The sequence below is a fragment of the Aliiruegeria haliotis genome (genome assembly GCF_003003255.1).
Lineage (GTDB): Bacteria > Pseudomonadota > Alphaproteobacteria > Rhodobacterales > Rhodobacteraceae > Tropicimonas > Tropicimonas haliotis.
Genome location: NZ_PVTD01000002.1, coordinates 159,117 through 176,883, shown reverse-complemented (window position 1 = coordinate 176,883; position 17,767 = coordinate 159,117). Strand labels below are relative to the sequence as shown.

Here is a 17,767-nt window from a genome sequence, read left to right as displayed (position 1 = left end):
CTGATTCGCACGATTCCGGGGAAATCCCCGACTTCCGCAGGGGCAGTCCGGCAATCTCCCAAGCCGGTGTCCAGCGGGCTTTCACATTTACGTTACGTCCCGGCGAATCCGGGCAATAAACTGTGTCAAAGAGGTCTCTTGGCGCGCTGTCCCGTGTTCCGGGACCTAGCCTTTTGGGCAGGTTCCGGCGCATGGTCTGCGGCGTGTCTGCTGACCGAGTTCCGTGAGTGGTGGAAAGTGACGCCTGCACATCCTCTCCGAGGCGCATTATCGCATGCCTGGGAGCGCAGGTTCGAGAGCTGTCGGATACCCTCGTGTCCGTCAGGGTCCGGTCGGCAAGGCACATGTTTGGCTCCGGTTGCCAGGAGGGCAAAACCCCTTCGCGGCGACCGGAGTCCTTTTTCCCTGCAACAGACCCGGTCGATCCGACCAAAGTCGCGCAAGTGGCGCGGTCGGGGGCGATTATACGGTCGGGGAAAGATCCACGGCAAAGCGCCGCGACCCGTTCAGCATACCCTCGCGGGCGCTGCGCAGTGGGACAGACGGCGATGCTGGATCAGAACTTTTCCGGCTGGGCTTCGCGCGCCATGTGGTCGAGCACCGCATTCACGAACTTCGGCTCACGACCTTCGGGGAAGAACGCCTTGGCGACATCCACGAATTCTACGATCACAACCTTCGGAGGCGTTGCCTTTTCCAGCAGCTCCGCACCGGCGGCGCGGAACAGCGCCCGCAGCGTCGGGTCGATCCGGTCTATGGGCCACTTCGCCACCAATGCCCGGTCGGTCATCTGGTCGATCTTTGCCTGCTCGTTGACCGCCGTGAAAACCAGTGTCTGGAAAAGCTCGGGATTGCCCTCGGCAAACTCGCCTTCCTCGTAGGACGCACCGAACCGCAGGTCGAGGAACTCGCGCACCACGGCCTCGCGAGTCTGTCCGGAGACTTCCATCTGGAACAGCGCCTGCACCGCGTAGAGGCGGGAGGCGGACTTCATCTGTTTCTTGTCGGTCATGCGCTTGCCGGGCCTTCCGCGTCGCCTGCCAGTTGAATTTCATCACGCAACGGCTTGAAACCGATGGACTTGTTTCCGTTCCCGAAACGACGGGTCAAGGCGATCAGGTGCAGCGCGGCAGCGGCGGCGCCACCGCCCTTGTTCTGCCCGGCGGCTTCTGCACGGACCACGGCCTGCTCGCGGTTCTCCACGGTCAGGATGCCGTTGCCGATGCAGGCGCCGTCCAGCCCGAGAAGTTGCAGGGCCCGGGAGCTGTCGTTGCAGACGGTTTCATAGTGGGTCGTCTCGCCACGGATCACGCAGCCGAGCGCAACAAAACCGTCGAAGTTCGATTGCCGGTAGGCAATGCGGATCGCTGTCGGCACTTCGAGCGCGCCGGGAACCTCGATGACCTCGTGGCTGCCACCTGCTTTCTCGATCTCTGCCTTGGCGCCCGCAACCAGTTGATCAGCGATGTCCTTGTAATAGGGCGCGACCACGATCAGCAGTTTCGCCGGCCTGTCGAACTCGGGAAGCGGCAGCGTGTAGTGGGTTTCGGCCTGTGCCATCGGGTTACTCCGTGATCGGGCGAGTGCCGGTGATGGTCAGCCCGTAGGCATCCAGGCCGACATAGCGGGTGGCGGGGGAATTTGTCAGCAACACCAGTTCGTTGAGGCCCAGCTCGGAGAGGATCTGCGCGCCAAGGCCGGTGTTCTTCACCGTGCGCGGCCCCTCCTCCTCCTCTTCCTGGAGCTTCGGGTGCGGTTCGCGGAACAGGCAGACCACGCCACGGCCTTCCTCGGCAATGATTTTCATCGCGCGGCCCAACGTGTCGGGTTGCTCCACACCGATGCCGAGCAGGTCGGCCAGCGGGTCGAGCGCGTGCGTACGAACCAGAACCGGCTCCGGCGTGGAGATGTCGCCCTTGACGAGCGCCACGTGCTCGGTGCCTTCGGTGCCGTCGGTGAAGACGCGCATCGTCCAGTCGCCGCCAAAGAGTGAGGTGACATCGCGGCTGGCGGTCTCGTGCACGAGGTTGTCGTGGCGTCGGCGGTAGGCGATGAGATCCGAGATTGTGCCGATCTTCAGCCCGTGGCGTTGCGCGAATGCGACGAGGTCGGGCAGCCGGGCCATGGTGCCGTCCTCGTTCATGATCTCGCAAATCACGCCGGACGGGTTGAGACCGGCCAGGCGAGAGATATCGACCGCCGCCTCGGTGTGGCCCGCGCGGACCAGCACACCGCCATCACGGGCGCGCAGCGGAAAGACGTGGCCCGGCGTGGCGATATCGGAAGCGGTCGCGGCGCTGTCGATGGCCACTGAGATGGTGCGGGCCCGGTCCGCGGCGGAGATCCCGGTTGTGACGCCCTCGCGGGCCTCGATGGAGATGGTGAAGGCGGTTTCATGGCGCGACGAGTTGTAGGAGGCCATGAGTGGCAGTCCAAGCGCGTCTACGCGGTCTCCGGTCAGGGTCAGGCAGATCAGGCCGCGGCCATGGGTGGCCATGAAGTTGATCGCGTCCGGCGTGGCCATCTGCGCCGGGATGACGAGATCACCCTCGTTTTCCCGGTCTTCATGATCGACGAGGATGAACATGCGGCCGTTGCGGGCGTCCTCGATGATCTCCTCGATGGTGGAGACGGCTTCGGAATAGATGTCTTTGCTGGCGGTTTTCACGATCGGCCCCCGGGGAGAAGTTGGGCTGGCAGATAGCCCAAGGTGGCGCGCATTACCAGAGGGTCCGCTGCGGCACAAGGCAGGTGGCGCCCACGGCTTGCTGTCGCGACGCAGGCTCGCATCCGCGTGGATCTGTCAGCCGTGGGGAATGGATGCGGGTGACGGGGCGCACCACCGCGCGGGGCGGTCGATGCAGAAGCAAGCGGCGGCGGCTGCCAGCGGGCGGGATTCGGCAATACCGTTTCGCGGCTCGCGGGACTCGTGTCGGATCGGGGCGACACAACCGTGATGGACGTATGTCGAGGGGAGGCCGCGTAAGTGTCAGGAGGCGGCGAAATGCTCCGCCGCGGCGTCGAAGAAAGCATCCCGTATGGCGGGCGGTTCCATCATCAGCTCGTGCTCGGCGCCTTCGACCTCTTTCAGGGTGCCGCCGGGCCAGTTGCGCATCAGGCGGCGGACGGCCTCGATCTCCACGATCCGTTCGTTGGTGCCGATCCAGGTCAGGCAGGGCACGGCGGGCGGCGCAAGGCTTCGCAACTGGCGCAGTTCCTTCAGCGCCTCGTTGAGCCACGTCATGGATGGTCCGCCGAGGGCAAGCTCGGGGTGGGTTTCCAGCTGGCGGCGCATCCAGCCATACATTTCGGGGTCCGTTGTCAGCGTATTGTCCGCGAAGGGCGCGTCGAGCACGTAGGTGCCGGGTTTGGTCGACGGCACATAGGTATGACCGAAGCCGGAGGAATGGGTGAGTGCTGCCAGCAGTTGCGCGATGGGTCGGAAAACCGCCGGAAGCGCAATGCCCCACATGGGGCCGGTGAAGGCGGCGGCCTTGACCGGAAGACCCTTGTGCAATGCTCTGAGCCCGATGCCCCCGCCCATGGAGTGGCCAAGAAGGAAGTATGGCTCGGGCAGCTTGAGGGCACGCGCGGCCCCGATCACCTCCGCGACATCGGTCTGGTACTCGCTGAAGCGGGCGACGTGCCCAGTGGCCGGATCGCCCAGCGGCCTGTCGGTCAGCCCCTGGCCGCGCCAGTCGAGCGACAGGCAGGCAAAACCCCGCGCGAGGAACGCCGTCGCTGCGGGTCCGTATTTCTCCACGTATTCGGTCCGGCCGGGAAACAGCAGTACCGTTCCCCGGGACGTGTCGGGCGGGGGCGCCAGCAACGCAAGCCGCAGGCGTACCCCATCGGGAGCCGTCACCCAGAAAGCCCTGGCGCCCTCTGGCGCTGCGGCAATGTCGTGATGAAACGGAGCCGGCTCCATCCTCGGTCAGCTCAGCACGTTGCCGAGTTGCATCGCCATGCCCATGTCGCCGTCAACGGTCAACTGGCCGGTCATGAAAGCGGCCGTCGGGTTGGTTTCCCCTTCGAGGATCGCCTGAAAGACATCGGCATCGGCGGACAGGGTGACGTCGGCATCCTCGTCACCGGCACGCACGCCGCCACCGTCGATCATGATGGCGCCTTCCCCGTTGATGATGAATTTCGCGGAACCCGCAAAACCGCCGTCCAGACGTTCGCTCAGGGCCGAAACGGCCTTTTCGATCAGGTCACTCACACGCATATCCTCCAGTGGTTGTGATTGCGGGGGGAATTGTTCTTTCCCGCAACTGCGCTAGACTTCGCATCGTTATGGTTCTTATGCTCCGTGGTCTCAACAAATTCGTTACGGCACTTCCTGTCGTGCTGATCCTTCTGCTCCCGCAGCCGGCCCGGGCGGTGGACGAGGCGGAGGTTGACCGGCTCTTCGAACAGCTCGCCCGCCCGGAGCAGCCCGGTTGGCGACAGATCGAGGATAGCATTCTTCTGGAATGGTCAAAGTCGGGTTCTCCTGCCATGGACCTGCTGTACCAGCGTGGCCAGGAAGCGATGGCCGACGGCAACATGATGGCCGCGATCGATCACTTTTCCGCCCTGACCGATCACGCGCCAGGGTTCGCGGAGGGGTGGAACGGACGTGCCACGGCTTTCTTCCATGCGGGCGAACTGGGCATGTCTGTGGCCGATATCGAGCGGACGCTGGCGCTCAACCCGCGCCATTTCGGGGCCATGTCCGGGCTTGCGGTGATCTTCGAGGAGCTTGGATACGAACCCGAGGCGCTGGAGGTCTATCGCGCCATTCTGGCTATACATCCGCACAGGCCGGAGGTATTGGAAGCCATCGACCGGCTTCAAAAGACCGTCGAGGGCGAGGCGCTCTGAAGGCTCGCCCTGGGCAAGGGGGAACCTGAGATGTTTGATCTGGACGTCCTTCGAAGCCGGCTGTTGCCTCGATTCCCTGGGATGCGCGGCATGTGTTTTTGCACGGGATCGGTGGTGTAGCGCGCCTGCTGCCTGATGCACGCTGATCGGCGCTCTCCGACCCCGCTTTCTAATCCCCTTCCAACACAAGGCCCCGACATGCTGAAGAACACCACTGTCACGGCGGTTCTGGGCCCGACCAATACCGGAAAGACCCATTACGCCATCGAGCGGATGCTGGCGCACCGGACCGGTGTCATAGGGCTGCCGCTGCGCCTGCTGGCGCGGGAGGTCTATGACCGCATCGTGGCCTTGCGGGGACCGAACGTGGTCGCCCTGTTGACCGGCGAGGAGCGAATCGTGCCGGAGCGGGCCGCCTACTGGGTCTGCACCGTTGAGGCGATGCCGGTGGAGATAGGGGCCGACTTCCTCGCAATCGACGAAATCCAGCTCTGTGCCGACCCCGAGCGTGGCCATGTCTTCACCGACCGCCTGTTGCACGCCCGCGGCCTGCACGAGACCATGTTCCTCGGCGCCGACACCATGCGTGGGGCCATCGCCGCCATTGTGCCCAAGGTGCAGTTCATGCGCCGGGAGCGGTTCTCGGAACTGACCTATGGCGGCAGCAAGAAGATCTCCCGGATGCCGCCGCGTTCCGCCATTGTCGGGTTCTCGGTGGACAACGTCTATGCCATCGCCGAGTTGCTGCGCCGTCAGAAAGGCGGGGCGGCCGTGGTGATGGGCGCGCTTTCGCCGCGCACGCGCAATGCCCAGGTGGAGCTCTACCAGAACGGTGACGTTGACCACCTGGTAGCGACAGACGCCATCGGCATGGGTCTGAACCTGGACATCACGCATGTGGCGTTTTCGGGGCTGCGGAAGTTCGACGGTCGCCGGATGCGGGAGCTGGCCCCCAACGAGCTGGCGCAGATCGCCGGTCGGGCCGGGCGCTACAAGACACACGGCTCATTCGGGGTGACCGGAGAGGCCCCGGCGCTCGACGACGAGGTGGTGGAGGCGATCACCAATCACCATTTCACCCCGATCCGCAAGTTGCAGTGGCGCAACTCTGACCTCGAGTTCGGTTCGGTGGATCGGCTTGTCGGCTCGCTGGAGGTCCGAACGGATGACGAATGGCTCACCCGAACCCGTGAATCCGATGACCTGATGGCGCTCAAGGCGCTCGCAGGGATGCCGGAAGTGATGACCCGTATCCGCAACCCGCGCAGCGTGATGCTGCTCTGGGATGTGTGCCGAATCCCGGATTTCCGCGGAATCAGCCACGCAGAGCATGCCTCGCTCCTGGAGCGGATCTTCGCCTATCTTCATGAATTTGGGCGGGTGCCGGACGATTGGCTTGCCCGTCAGGTGAAACGCATCGACCGGACACAGGGCGACATTGACACGCTCTCCAAGAGGTTGGCCTATATTCGCACCTGGACATATGTTGCACAACGTTCGGGCTGGGTGGATGACGAAACCCATTGGCGCGGCGAAACCCGCGCGGTAGAAGACCGCCTGTCGGATGCCCTGCACGGGGCACTGACACAGAGATTTGTTGACCGGCGCACGAGTGTTCTGATGCGCCGGTTGAAGCAGAAGGAGAGCCTTGTGGCCGAGGTGAACGACAAGGGCGAGGTGACGGTCGCGGAGCAATTCGTGGGCCGTCTTGAGGGGTTCCGGTTCAGCCAGGACCCGACAGCCACGCCCGAAGAGGCGAAGATGCTGCGTCAGGCAGCGATGACCGCGCTCAGACCGGAGTTCCACCTGCGGGCGGACCGGTTCTACAATTCCCCCGACACCGAGCTCGACTTTACGGAGCAGGGTGGCCTGATGTGGGGCGAGCATGCTGTCGGCAAGCTGGTGAAGGGCGGCGAGGCATTCAAGCCGACGGTCGTGGCCTTCGTCGACGAGGAAGCCGGGCATGACGTGACCGAAAAGGTGACGCGCCGGTTGCAGCACTTCATTGACCGCAAGGTGGCGACGCTTTTCGAGCCGCTGCTCGGCATGAGTAAAGACGAGACGCTGACCGGCTTGCCGCGCGGCTTCGCCTTCCAGTTGCTTGAGGCCTTCGGCGTGCTGTCCCGCGACAGCGTTGCGGCAGATGTGAAGGCGCTCGATCAGGATGCGCGCGGCCAGTTGCGCAAGCATGGCGTGCGCTTCGGGCAATATACGATCTTCATGCCGCTGTTGCTGAAGCCTGCGCCGACGCGCTTGCGGCTGGTGCTGTGGTCGCTCTGGAACGATCTGGACACCTTCCCCGAAGCTCCGCCGCCGGGTCTGGTGACCGTGCCGGTGCCTGCGGACACACCGCAGGAGCATGCCGCGATGTCGGGATACCGCATCGCCGGTGCCCGTGCGATCCGCATCGACATGCTGGAGCGGCTGGCCGACCAGTTGCGTAGCCAGGACAGCCGTGGCGGATTCGAGGCCCTGCCGGACATGTTGTCGATCACCGGCATGACGCTGGAGCAATTCGCCGACCTGATGCAGGGGCTCGGCTACCGTGCGGAGAAAGCGGAACGCCCGAAGGTGAAGGCAGCTCCGGCCGAAGCGGAGCCTGAGGCGCAATCCGACAACGCCGAAGCCGATGCTGCTGCCCCGGAAGATGCCGCGCCAACGGATGGGGACGCGGTTGCCGCCGCTCCGGTGGAGGAGGCCGGCGAAGAAGCGCCCGAGTTTGCCGCTTCGGAAACCGCCAATGAAACGGCGCAACCCGACGCAGGCGCTCCGGCCGAAGATACGCCGACGGCTGTCGAAGGTGCCGCTGAAGTGCCCCCCGCGGTCGGGCAAGACACGGAAGCGCCGGTTGCTGAACCCTCCGAAGCCGAAGCCGAAGCCGGAACCCAAGCTGAATCTGATGCCGATGCCGGGGAACCGGACGTCGCTTCCGAACCGTCCGAGCCCGCCGAACCCGAAGTGGAGGTCTTCTATACCTTTACCTGGGCCCCGCGGCGTCAGGGGGGCGGACGCCCGCGGCGCGAGCAGGGCAGGGGCGATCGCCCTGAGCGCCAGGGCGACAAGCCTCGCGTCAAGGGCAAACGCCCGCCGAAGGGCGAGGGTGGAAAAGGTCCGCGTGGCAAGGGGGGCAAGCCGCAGGGCGGCAAGACCTACCAGGCCCGCCCGCCGAGAAAGGAAAAACCCATTGATCCCGACAACCCCTTCGCCGCTGCGCTGATGGGGCTCACGGAGAAGAAGTGAGCCGGCGCGCGAACCGGGGCCGGGCGCAATGACTGAGGCCCCCGACAGCCTTCGGATCGACAAGTGGCTTTGGCATGCGCGTTTCTTCAAGACGCGCAGCCTCGCCGCAAAACAGGTCTCGGAGGGCAAGGTCCGTGTCAATGCGCAGAAGATCTCGAAACCGGCGCGGAGCGTGTCCGCTGGGGACGTTCTGACCTTTCCGCAGGCCAATGCGATCCGGGTTGTGAAGATCCTCGCCCTCGGCGCCCGGCGCGGCCCCGCGCCGGAGGCGCAGGCGCTCTACGAGGACCTTTCGCCGCCCTCCGAACAGCCCTCCCAGCGACCACTTGAACGCAGCGGTCCGCGGCCGACCAAAAAGGAACGTCGCAGACTCATCAATTCTCGACCCGATCCGCTTGAATAGCGGACGCCAACCGGCTAGGTGACGGCCTAGCCTAGTTTGGAGACAGTCATGACCTATGTCGTCACGGACAATTGCATTGCCTGCAAATACACCGACTGCGTGGAAGTCTGCCCCGTGGACTGTTTCTACGAAGGCGAGAATTTCCTGGCGATTCATCCCGACGAATGCATCGATTGCGGCGTCTGCGAGCCCGAGTGCCCCGCCGACGCCATCCGCCCGGACACTGAGCCGGACATGGAGAAATGGGTCGAACTGAACCGGAAATACGCCGAACTCTGGCCGGTTATCGTGTCCAAGAAGGACCCGATGCCCACTGCCGACGAGATGGACGGCAAGCCGGGCAAGCTGGAGCTTTTGTCCGAGGAGCCGGGCGAGGGCGGCTGACACCGAATCGTCGTATCCAATAACTGATTCGCGCAGATCGCAGTGGCGAATATGCGCCGGATTGCGCAAGCAGCCGGTGGCAAGAATTTGCGCATTGCTTAGGAAAACAAGGGATATTCGGGTGGTGCCGCACTGCGGCACTTTAAAAAGGACCCCGAATTTGCTATGTTGATAAGCGATGAGCTTTGAATTCTGACACCCGCCTGCTGGGGCTGCTCACCAGTAAGGTGGAAATCATGGGCCCTGAAATGTAGCTTCTCCGGAAAGATGGTTTTCCGGGAGAAGCTTTTTTTGGCTCTGGCGGGGGTCCACTCGAGGGGTACATATGACCAAGACCAAGAAACCCGAATTTCGTCCGAACGACTACGTTGTATACCCCGCCCATGGCGTTGGGCAAATCGTGTCCATCGAGGAGCAGGAGATCGCCGGGATCTCGCTTGAGCTGTTCGTGATCTCCTTCGAGAAGGACAAGATGACCTTGCGGGTCCCGACCAACAAGGCCACGGCCGTCGGCATGCGTGGACTCAGTTCTCCCGATGTCGTGTCCAAGGCGATGACCACGCTGAAGGGCAAGGCCAAGGTGAAGCGGGCGATGTGGTCCCGCCGCGCCCAGGAATACGAGCAGAAGATCAACTCCGGCGACCTGATCGCGATTGCGGAAGTCGTGCGCGACCTGCACCGCACGGATGACCAGCGGGAGCAATCCTATTCCGAACGGCAGCTCTACGAGGCCGCGTTGGAGCGCCTGACCCGCGAAATCGCCGCGGTCTCCGGTCTCGGCGAGGTTGATGCGCAGAAGCAGATCGACGACGTTCTCGTGAGCCGCGTGGCTGCCTGAACCGACGTCGATCAGCGGTATCTGGAGGGGCCCTCGGGCCCCTTCTTTCGTTTCTGCGATGCCATATCCGCGCAGAATCGTCAGTCCAGCCTGCGCGTGGCGCTTTGGGAGGGTGAGCGGGGTTTCCCGGTGTCCGCTGGTCTCCGCTCTTGCAAGCAATGTGGTGCGCATTCCCCGGACTTCATCTGGATCACCAACCTCTGACGGTATGAACCACCGGTCTCCCGTTCGACTTGGCCGTCACATAAGGGCAGTCGCGGCGGCAAGGCAGCAGATCGCGCTGATTTGCTGTGTCGCACCGAGGATATCGCCGGTCTGGCCGCCGATCTTGGTCTGGGCGATGGCCGCACAGGCCAGCGCGGCCAGCAGTGTCACCAGAGCAAGCGGCAGGCCGGTCGTGCCGACGATTGCAAGTGAGACCGCAAAGGCGAGGCCCGCCCCGATGGTCGCCGTCATCAGGTCCGGGCGGCCGATGGATTTCGACAGCCCGCCGTCCCGCGCGTTCGGCAGCGCGGCCATGACGAACAGCATGACAGCACGGCTCAGCAGCGCGGCAACAAGCATGGCGGGCAGCAGGTGGTCGGCCAGTGCCGTCAGGGCGCTCCAGCGCAACCCGACGGACAGCACCAGCGCGATGACTCCGTAGGTGCCGATGCGGCTGTCCTTCATGATCTCCAGCCGCCGTTCCTTGTCCCATCCGCCCCAGAGGCCATCGGCCGCATCTGCCAACCCATCCTCGTGCATCGCGCCGGTCATGACGATCTGTGCGCCGAGCGCAATTCCGGCGGCGAGCGATCCCGGCAGCCCGAGCCAGAGGAGCAGAAGGCCAAGACCGCCCGCGATTGCAGCGACAAACAGTCCCGCCAGTGGATAGGCCCAGGCGGCCTTGGCCCCGCGAGACCGGGCGAAATCCGCATCTACCGGCACTGGCAGGCGGGAGAGCAGGGCGGTGGCCAGCGCGATGTCGCGCAACGGGCTGTAGGGTCGCTGGTTCGGCATAGGTGGAATGCTCCGCAAGCTCTTGTCCCGGCAGGCATATGGCGGCAGAAGCGGGGAAACAAGCCACGGGGTATACCATGACCAGAACGCCTCCCTTCACCGACATCGCCGGAATTCGCGCCGCCCTGTCCGACCTCCCGAAACCCGACGCCAACGCGACCGCAGGCGCCGATGCGCGGAACGCGACGTTGACCAAGCCGCCGGCGGCGCTCGGGCGGCTTGAGGAACTGGCGATCTGGTACGCCGGATGGCGTGGCGACGCGAGACCGAAGTTGGAGAAACCGCAGACCATTGTCTTCGCGGGGAACCACGGCGTCGCCGCGAAAGGTGTGTCGGCCTTCCCGATTGAAGTCACGGTGCAGATGGTGGCGAACTTCCACAATGACGGTGCCGCGATAAACCAGCTTTCGAAGGCCTTCGGAGCGGACATGAGCGTGGTGGCCCTCGACCTCGACAGGCCGACGGCGGATTTCACCGAAAGCCCGGCGATGAGCGAGGCAGACTTCGTGGCCGCGATGGTGGCGGGCTGGGAAGCTGTCTCTCCCGAAGCGGACCTGCTGGTCGTTGGCGAGATGGGGATCGGCAATACGACCTCGGCGGCCGCGATTGCCGCGGGTCTCTACGGCGGTGGGGCCGCAGGCTGGGTCGGTCGCGGCTCCGGCGTCAACGACGAGGCGCTCGCCCGCAAACGTGCCGTGGTCGATGAAGGGCTGTCGGTGCATGCCGATGCCCTTGGTGATCCGCTTGAGGTCCTGCGGCGGCTTGGCGGACGGGAGATCGCGGCGATGTCCGGTGCCATCCTCGCTGCACGTCACCACAGGATCCCGGTGATCCTCGATGGATTCATCTGCACCGCCGCCGCCGCGGTGCTGGAGGCGGTCACACCCGGCGCGCTGGACCACACCGTGGCCGGCCATGTTTCTGCCGAAGGGGCGCATTCGGCCATGTTGCAGAAGCTGGGAAAGGAACCGCTTCTGAGCCTTGGCCTGCGACTCGGCGAAGGATCCGGCGGGGCGCTGGCGATAGGCGTGTTGAAAGGCGCGGTGGCGTGCCATTCCGGCATGGCGAGCTTCGCAGAAGCGGGCGTTTCCGACGGATAGCGGCCAGGTCCTCTGCCGGTATGGCGTCGGCCCACAGTTGCGGCTGACGCAAACCGGGGAGACCGAACGACTCCGATACGCAAAGCAGACGCGTGCCCATGAGGCGCGCCATGCCGGGTGGCGAAGACGGCGTTTGACGATGCCCGCACCGCCTGTGGTGTCAGTGAGCCGCACGGCGGAGCAGTGGCTCAGTTCGCTCTGATAGCTTTGGCTGCTCTGGTCGATTCAAGGCGCACCTTTGTCCTGATGCGTTGCCGCGACAGCCTGCATTCCAACCGTTTGGCTGTCCGGCCAATGGGTGAGTTTACGATCACCGCTGGCGGTGGCACGTAGACGCGCGCGTTGAGTCCGCGGTCGATTGACCTCTTGCGCTTCGGTCCTGTGTCTACGGCCGATGCATCCCCATTACCGACACGAAACCGATCTTCCCGGCCCCGTCAGGTCCGGGGCGGAGCGGCGCCTATTCTACCGTTTTGGGTCGCGTCTCCGTTGCCTTGTCCTCGGCTTCCTCATCGACGACAGCGGCGACAAGCGCGGTTTCCAGTTCCTTGTTGAGCTCGCGCGCCCGGGCCAGATAGGCCGGGTTGTCCTTCAGCGCGCGCCCGGGCTCCCAGAGCGGTGCCAACTCGCGCAGTGTCATCCGATCATGTTTGTAGAAGGTGCGCTCCATCTCGTTGGCCTCGAACTCGGAGAAATCCATGTTCTCAAGCACGTAGCGCGCTGCCCGGAGTGAGCTGTCGAACATTTCCCGCACGATATCATCCGCACCGGCCTGGTACAGTTCGTAGACATGCACCCTGTCGTGGGCCCGGGCGACGATATGCAGGTCCGGTCGTTGCGAACGGGCATATCGGACAAGCCGCGTGCTGGCGTGCTTGTCGTCGAGACAGGCAACCAGCACCCGGGCGGTCTTCAATCCCGCCGCATGCAGCAGAACCGGTCGGGTCGGGTCGCCGTAGAAGGCCTTGAAACCGAAATGCCGCATCAACTCGATAGCGGCGAGATCGTGGTCGAGAACGGTACATTTCAAGCCCGCCATTTCCACCATCCGGTTCACCACCTGACCAAAACGCCCGATTCCGGCGATGATCACCGGGGCATCCTCGTCAATCTCGTCATGCTTGCGATGGACGTCCGTGGCCTCGGTATGCTCGCCGAGGTGGTGCGAGATCCAGTCGTAGAGAATAAAGAGCAGGGGTGTGATCAGCATCGAAAGTGCCACGACCAGCAGCAACGTCTGCGCAAGTCGCTCGGGCAGAACGTTTTCCTGCAACGAGAAGGAAATCAGCACGAAACCGAACTCCCCGGCCTGGGCAAGTCCGAGGGTGAAGAGCCATTTGTCCCGTTTATGCAGGCCGAAGAGGCGCGTGAGGAACAGAAGGATTCCGGCCTTCACGAAGACCAGCAGAGCCGTCAATCCCAGAATGTTGGCGGCGTCGTCGAACATCACGCGGAAGTCGATGCCCGCGCCCACCGACATGAAGAAAACGCCGAGCAGCAGGCCCTTGAAGGGCTCGATATTGGATTCCAGCTCGTGCCGGAACTCGCTGGAGGCCAGCACAACGCCACCAAGGAAGGCGCCGAGCGCAGGAGAAAGACCGATCAACACCATAAGGTAGGCGATCCCGAAAAGGACCAGCAGAGCGGTGGCGGTGTGGATCTCTCTCAGCTTTGCCATGTGGGCATAGCGAAACAGCAAGGGCGATAGGTACATGCCGGCGAGGATGACGGTGACGATGACTGTCACGATCACCATTGTGGCCTGCCAGCCCGCGAGCCCCTCGATCAGGGAGAAATGGGCGCCGTGCCCATGCTCATCCGCGTGGGCAGCAGCCTCACCGGCCCGCAGGATGATCCCCGAGGGATCGAGTTGCGGGACTGCGGGCATGGCCAGCAAGGGCATCAGCGCCAGCATCGGGATGACGGCGATATCCTGCGTGAGCAGAACGGAGAAGGTGGCCTTCCCCCCCGGTGTCTTCATCAGGCCCTTCTCGGAAAGTGTCTGAAGGACAATGGCGGTGGAGGATAGCGCAAGGATCATGCCGATGGCGATCGACATGTTCAGGGATTCGCCCATCAGGTAGGACAATGCAGTCACCACGGCCACCGTCAGCGCGATCTGCATCCCGCCGAGCCCGATCAGGGTGTGGCGCATGGCCCAGAGGGTGCGCGGTTCCAGCTCGAGCCCGATCAGGAACAGCATCATCACCACGCCGAATTCGGCATAGTGACGGAGCGTTTCCGGTTCGACGCCGACAAGCGTCAGCAGCGGCCCGATGGCGATACCCGCAAGCAGGTAGCCCAGCACCGACCCGAGGCCGAGGCGTGCCGCAATCGGCACGCCGATCACGGCGGCGCCGAGCAATATCGTGGCGTCGTCGAAGAAGCCTTCCATCCGGTGATCCTCGTTGGGCGTCTCTGCCTGTCATCCCATGCCGAGTCGCAATGACGCAAGTGCCTGGCACAGGGCTGTGACCGGCGGTGTGCAAAAAGCCCGACCCGGGGACGAAACTCGCAGCGTTTGGACTCTCCCTGTGCATACCGATTGCCAACCCGTTGCCGTGGACCGGACTCTCGGCGCGCATGGGCCGGCCCCGGCATACGCGCCGACCTTGCTTGCACGGCTCAGCCGATGGGCAAAGGCGGTTCCACATAAATCGGCGCCGGGATGTTGGTTGCGTTCATGGCGCCCCGACATATCAGTGTGGTGCCCTCAATCGTCGTAATAGACGACGAAGCCGGTGGCCGGCGGGCTGGCGTGCCCCCGGCTCAAGCACCTCTGGCCGGGGTCAGCCCTTGGGCATCTTGATCGTCACGGTCCGGCTGCCCTTCTTGTAGCGCAGGTCTCCCTGACCGATGGCGGCGACGCGGCCACCGTCGAGCCGGTCTCCCACTTTCACTTTCACGTACCGTCCGGATGGCAGGCGAACCAGCGCCCGGCGCTTGCTCGACGTGCCGTAGACACCAATCAGCGAAACCTTGTTGAGCGCCAGCGCGTTCTTCACGGTGGCGCGCCGGGCCACGGCCTTGGAGCTTGGCGCGGTCGGTTTGGCACGCTGGGCACGGGACACGGCAGGGCCGGAGCTTCGGGCGGCGGAGGCAGCGGCGGCTTTCTCGGCAGCCTGCTTCTGCTTGGCGGCCGCGATCGCAGCCTGTTTATTTCGTTCCGCCTCCTGCGCGGCTCTTGCAACGGCCAGTTTCTGCTGTTCGGCGGCCTTCGCGGCGGCCAGCTTGCGTTGCTCGGCTGCCTGCTGGTCTGTCAGGCGCTGCTGTTGCGCAGCCAGCGCAGCCGCTTCCGCGGCTTGCTGTTCCACGATGGTCTGCTGCAAACGCGCGCGGTTGGCGATCTGGGAGATGTTGGCGGGTTTGAGCCGCGGCATCGGGGAAACGGGGACCGCACGCCTCGTGGCGGTCGCCAGATCCACGGCGAGGGCCTTCTGCTCGGGTGTCAGGGGATCTTCGGCGGCGATGGCTTCCTGGCCCCGTTCGGTTTCCGCGTCGGCCATGCGCGCCGCCTCGGCAAGCGCGATGGTCGTCTCCTGAGTGGAGGCCGGTCGCGGTGCCGGTCGAATACGCGCCAGCTGTGCCCGGGTCCGCCCGCCGAGCGTGGCCTTCTCGTTGGTTTCGACAAGGTCGCCCGGGCGTCGGCGAGGATTGAACTCGGCCAGCGGGTTCTCCGCTTCGGGCACGAGCGTTGCGGTCGAGGTGTCGAGCGTCTCCGGCCGGCGCGGCGGTACCACGAAGGGGCGGCCTTTCCGGACGATCACACCCTCCGCCCCTGTCGCACTACTTTCCGCAAGCGGCTCCGTCCCATCCAGGGTCGCAGGAGTGTCGCTCAACCCGGGCGCGGTCGGCGCATCGCGAAGGGAGACGGTGTCGCCCTCGTTCGGTGCCGTCTGCGTTGCGTTGGGCGATCTGGGCAGTGTCGGGTCGATATCACTGTCGGACGATGTCTGGGGAAGCGCGACCGGGTCTTGCGGGATTACTTCGGGATCGATCGAAGCCACGTAGAGATCGTCCAGCTGGTCGTCTTCCGGCAGGAACCCCCGCTCCGGCGCGCGTTGCCAGATTCCGGTGACAGCATAGGCGGCGCGGGCGGCATCGGGATCGAGCGTTGTCGGAACCACGGGGGGCACCGGTTCGGCGACCGATTGTGGGCTGTCGGGCTCTGGGTCCGTGGTCAGCCCGGGCGCAGCGCCTTCCGCCCCTGTCCGGGGCGCAGCGCCCTCGGTTCCGGGAAGGGAGAGGGCACTTTCCTCGCCTTCGGGCACTTGCGGGGCCGGCGTGATCAGCGCATCAGCGGGCGAGGGGCGTTCGTCCTGAAGTGGCACCACCGCTTCCGGCGACAGCAACGCAGACTCCGTTTCCGCATTTGGGGCCAACGTGATGTCAACGGACGGTGCAAAGGCCACCGCCCAGAGCGCGGCCAGTCCCACGACCGCAGCAATCGAGGCAGCGACAGCGAGGCCGATTGCCCGACCGCTACGCCGCCCGGCCGCAGACTTTCGCGCCCCGAAGACCGTAAGCACCTCCGCCTCCGACATACCGGACTGCACGGCCCCCCGAACGGCAACCGCAACCTTGGGCGCGGCGGGGGACGGCGTGCTGGGCGCCTGCGATGTCAGCGCCGGCTCTGTCGGCAATGCCGTGCTTGATCGTGCCGCCGCAGTGACCTTCGGCGTTTTTCGGCCTTTGCCCTTTGCACTGGCTTTCGCTTTCCTACCGGCCTTGGTCTTGCCCTTTTGCGTGTCGGCGGCCGTATCCTTGACGGTTTGAGGCGTCCGTGCTGGCGGTGTTGGCTCGGCTGTCGATGTGGGTGACTTGTCCTCGCTGGTTGCAGCGCCTGCTGTGTCGTAGTTCCCCCGGATCGAGCTGAAGGCGATCAGAGGTTCAAGCGGTTTGACCTCTTCGGGCGGCTCCGTCGCCGGCGGAGCGGCGGGAGCGTCCGCTGCCGGACCCGCATCTGTCGCAGATGGCCGGGGTTCATTGTCCGGTTCCGCCGGGGCGCCTTTCGTGGCTGCCCTGTCCGAACTTGCAATGTCGGGGTCCTCAGACTCCGCAATGAGGTCCGCTTCCGGCTTGGGCTTTGCTATTGCCGGACCAATCGCGGCTGCCAGATCCGCCGGATCCGTGTCGGCTTCAGCAGCAGGTTCAGACGCGGAATGATCCGTCGGGGCGTCCGCAGCCGTCGCAACTGGCACGTCAACGGGGTCAGGCGCAGCCGCTGTAGCTTGGGGCTGGCCAATGGCCGGATCGGCAGGCGGTGCGCCAACATCGGCACCGGTCCCGGGCTCGGGGTCCGGAGCGGTCTCGGCCTGGTCTTGCCAATCCACCTGCGGAGCGGGCTCTTCGATCGCAACCGGTTCGGCGACGTCGTCGAAAGTCGCGGCCGCCTCGGCTGCGTTCAGCGTGTCCGGTGAGGACAGGATCGCGGCCTGTTGCGTCTTGCCGAAATAGGCCTCGCCCGCAAACCCGTCATCCTCCGGGATGGAGACGAAGCAGACCGGCGCGAACCCGTGCCCGGCTGCAAAATCCTCTGCCTCCTGAAGGGTTTCACGCGCCACCGCCGCAACTCGCAACAGCTCTCCATCGGCATGCCAGTCGAAGGTGATTTCCTCGACATCGTAGGGAGTTGCGCCATCAAGCTCACTCAGAATACGCGCCTCGTCGGCGTCATCCCCAAGGCCGCTGGCCGGGGTCGAGGTATAGAGGATCTGCGAGTTCGGGATGACAAGGCGGCTGCGCAGTGGCGTGTCTCCGGCCAAGGCGATCGCCTGCGCCCGGAGCGCGGCCAGAGCGCCGGTCAGGTCCGGCGTGTCGATGGATACGCTGCCAAGTCTTTCCCAACCGGCGGAGGATCGGTGTTCGAGGGCAATTCCGTCTTCGTCGAGGATCAGGGAAAAGGTCGGGATCATGATCGGTTCGGCAGTTCTCTCG

14 protein-coding genes are annotated in these 17,767 nt (G+C 64.8%); 6 read left to right on the top strand and 8 right to left on the bottom strand.

Going from position 1 to position 17,767, the window contains the following annotated elements; all coding sequences use genetic code 11:
- Positions 1-556: 556 nt before the first annotated feature.
- From nusB to CLV78_RS06200, 5 genes are all read right to left on the bottom strand, one after another.
- Entirely contained in the window at positions 557-1,012 is a 456-nt protein-coding gene (nusB, locus tag CLV78_RS06220; RefSeq protein ID WP_106203928.1) for a transcription antitermination factor NusB, read from the bottom strand.
- A complete protein-coding gene (locus CLV78_RS06215; RefSeq protein ID WP_106203927.1) occupies positions 1,009-1,560 on the bottom strand; it encodes a 6,7-dimethyl-8-ribityllumazine synthase in 552 nt (183 codons plus the stop codon). The genes nusB and CLV78_RS06215 overlap by 4 nt, the downstream gene beginning before the upstream one ends.
- A gap of 4 nt (positions 1,561-1,564) precedes the next feature.
- Entirely contained in the window at positions 1,565-2,668 is a 1,104-nt protein-coding gene (ribB, locus tag CLV78_RS06210) for a 3,4-dihydroxy-2-butanone-4-phosphate synthase (RefSeq protein WP_245924853.1), read from the bottom strand.
- A gap of 321 nt (positions 2,669-2,989) precedes the next feature.
- Complete coding sequence (locus CLV78_RS06205) at positions 2,990-3,928, bottom strand: alpha/beta fold hydrolase (protein WP_106203925.1); 939 nt, start codon at positions 3,926-3,928, stop codon at positions 2,990-2,992.
- A gap of 6 nt (positions 3,929-3,934) precedes the next feature.
- On the bottom strand, positions 3,935-4,228 hold the full coding sequence (locus CLV78_RS06200) for an SCP2 sterol-binding domain-containing protein (RefSeq protein WP_425427921.1): 294 nt from the start codon (positions 4,226-4,228) through the stop codon (positions 3,935-3,937).
- A gap of 119 nt (positions 4,229-4,347) precedes the next feature.
- Here CLV78_RS06200 and CLV78_RS06195 point away from each other — a divergent pair, with 119 nt between their 5' ends.
- From CLV78_RS06195 to CLV78_RS06175, 5 genes are all read left to right on the top strand, one after another.
- Positions 4,348-4,866 carry a tetratricopeptide repeat protein gene (locus CLV78_RS06195; RefSeq protein ID WP_245924852.1) on the top strand — a complete coding sequence of 173 codons (519 nt, stop codon included), beginning with the start codon at positions 4,348-4,350 and terminating at the stop codon, positions 4,864-4,866.
- A gap of 198 nt (positions 4,867-5,064) precedes the next feature.
- Positions 5,065-8,106: a helicase-related protein gene (locus tag CLV78_RS06190; protein ID WP_106203924.1), complete on the top strand. Its 3,042-nt coding sequence runs from the start codon at positions 5,065-5,067 to the stop codon at positions 8,104-8,106.
- Between the two features lie 28 nt (positions 8,107-8,134).
- Positions 8,135-8,509 (top strand): RNA-binding S4 domain-containing protein, encoded by a 375-nt coding sequence (locus CLV78_RS06185; RefSeq protein ID WP_106203923.1) that lies wholly within the window; start codon positions 8,135-8,137, stop codon positions 8,507-8,509.
- Between the two features lie 48 nt (positions 8,510-8,557).
- Entirely contained in the window at positions 8,558-8,893 is a 336-nt protein-coding gene (gene fdxA / locus CLV78_RS06180) for a ferredoxin FdxA (protein ID WP_106203922.1), read from the top strand.
- Between the two features lie 325 nt (positions 8,894-9,218).
- Positions 9,219-9,731, top strand: a complete 513-nt coding sequence (locus CLV78_RS06175; RefSeq protein WP_106203921.1) for a CarD family transcriptional regulator — start codon at positions 9,219-9,221, stop codon at positions 9,729-9,731.
- 240 nt (positions 9,732-9,971) lie between these two features.
- Here CLV78_RS06175 and cobS read toward each other — a convergent pair whose 3' ends face one another.
- On the bottom strand, positions 9,972-10,730 hold the full coding sequence (gene cobS / locus CLV78_RS06170) for an adenosylcobinamide-GDP ribazoletransferase (protein ID WP_106203920.1): 759 nt from the start codon (positions 10,728-10,730) through the stop codon (positions 9,972-9,974).
- A 77-nt stretch (positions 10,731-10,807) separates the two neighbouring features.
- Here cobS and cobT point away from each other — a divergent pair, with 77 nt between their 5' ends.
- The gene (gene cobT, locus CLV78_RS06165) at positions 10,808-11,830 is read left to right on the top strand and encodes a nicotinate-nucleotide--dimethylbenzimidazole phosphoribosyltransferase (protein ID WP_106203919.1); all 1,023 of its coding nucleotides are present in this window, start codon (positions 10,808-10,810) and stop codon (positions 11,828-11,830) included.
- A gap of 460 nt (positions 11,831-12,290) precedes the next feature.
- On the opposite strand, the gene CLV78_RS06160 is transcribed toward cobT, so the two are convergent.
- On the bottom strand, positions 12,291-14,225 hold the full coding sequence (locus tag CLV78_RS06160) for a cation:proton antiporter domain-containing protein (RefSeq protein WP_106203918.1): 1,935 nt from the start codon (positions 14,223-14,225) through the stop codon (positions 12,291-12,293).
- Between the two features lie 394 nt (positions 14,226-14,619).
- On the bottom strand, positions 14,620-17,745 hold the full coding sequence (locus CLV78_RS06155; RefSeq protein ID WP_106203917.1) for a hypothetical protein: 3,126 nt from the start codon (positions 17,743-17,745) through the stop codon (positions 14,620-14,622).
- Positions 17,746-17,767 lie beyond the last annotated feature (22 nt).

Excerpts from the sequence above, each read along its gene's own strand:
- nusB (WP_106203928.1), bottom strand. The coding sequence starts at position 1,012 with ATGACCGACAAGAAACAGATGAAGTCCGCCTCCCGCCTCTACGCGGTG.
- fdxA (WP_106203922.1), top strand. The coding sequence starts at position 8,558 with ATGACCTATGTCGTCACGGACAATTGCATTGCCTGCAAATACACCGAC.
- CLV78_RS06190 (WP_106203924.1), top strand. The coding sequence starts at position 5,065 with ATGCTGAAGAACACCACTGTCACGGCGGTTCTGGGCCCGACCAATACC.
- CLV78_RS06200 (WP_425427921.1), bottom strand. The coding sequence starts at position 4,228 with ATGCGTGTGAGTGACCTGATCGAAAAGGCCGTTTCGGCCCTGAGCGAA.
- CLV78_RS06175 (WP_106203921.1), top strand. The coding sequence starts at position 9,219 with ATGACCAAGACCAAGAAACCCGAATTTCGTCCGAACGACTACGTTGTA.
- cobS (WP_106203920.1), bottom strand. The coding sequence starts at position 10,730 with ATGCCGAACCAGCGACCCTACAGCCCGTTGCGCGACATCGCGCTGGCC.
- CLV78_RS06185 (WP_106203923.1), top strand. The coding sequence starts at position 8,135 with ATGACTGAGGCCCCCGACAGCCTTCGGATCGACAAGTGGCTTTGGCAT.
- CLV78_RS06215 (WP_106203927.1), bottom strand. The coding sequence starts at position 1,560 with ATGGCACAGGCCGAAACCCACTACACGCTGCCGCTTCCCGAGTTCGAC.
- CLV78_RS06205 (WP_106203925.1), bottom strand. The coding sequence starts at position 3,928 with ATGGAGCCGGCTCCGTTTCATCACGACATTGCCGCAGCGCCAGAGGGC.
- CLV78_RS06155 (WP_106203917.1), bottom strand. The coding sequence starts at position 17,745 with ATGATCCCGACCTTTTCCCTGATCCTCGACGAAGACGGAATTGCCCTC.
- cobT (WP_106203919.1), top strand. The coding sequence starts at position 10,808 with ATGACCAGAACGCCTCCCTTCACCGACATCGCCGGAATTCGCGCCGCC.
- CLV78_RS06160 (WP_106203918.1), bottom strand. The coding sequence starts at position 14,225 with ATGGAAGGCTTCTTCGACGACGCCACGATATTGCTCGGCGCCGCCGTG.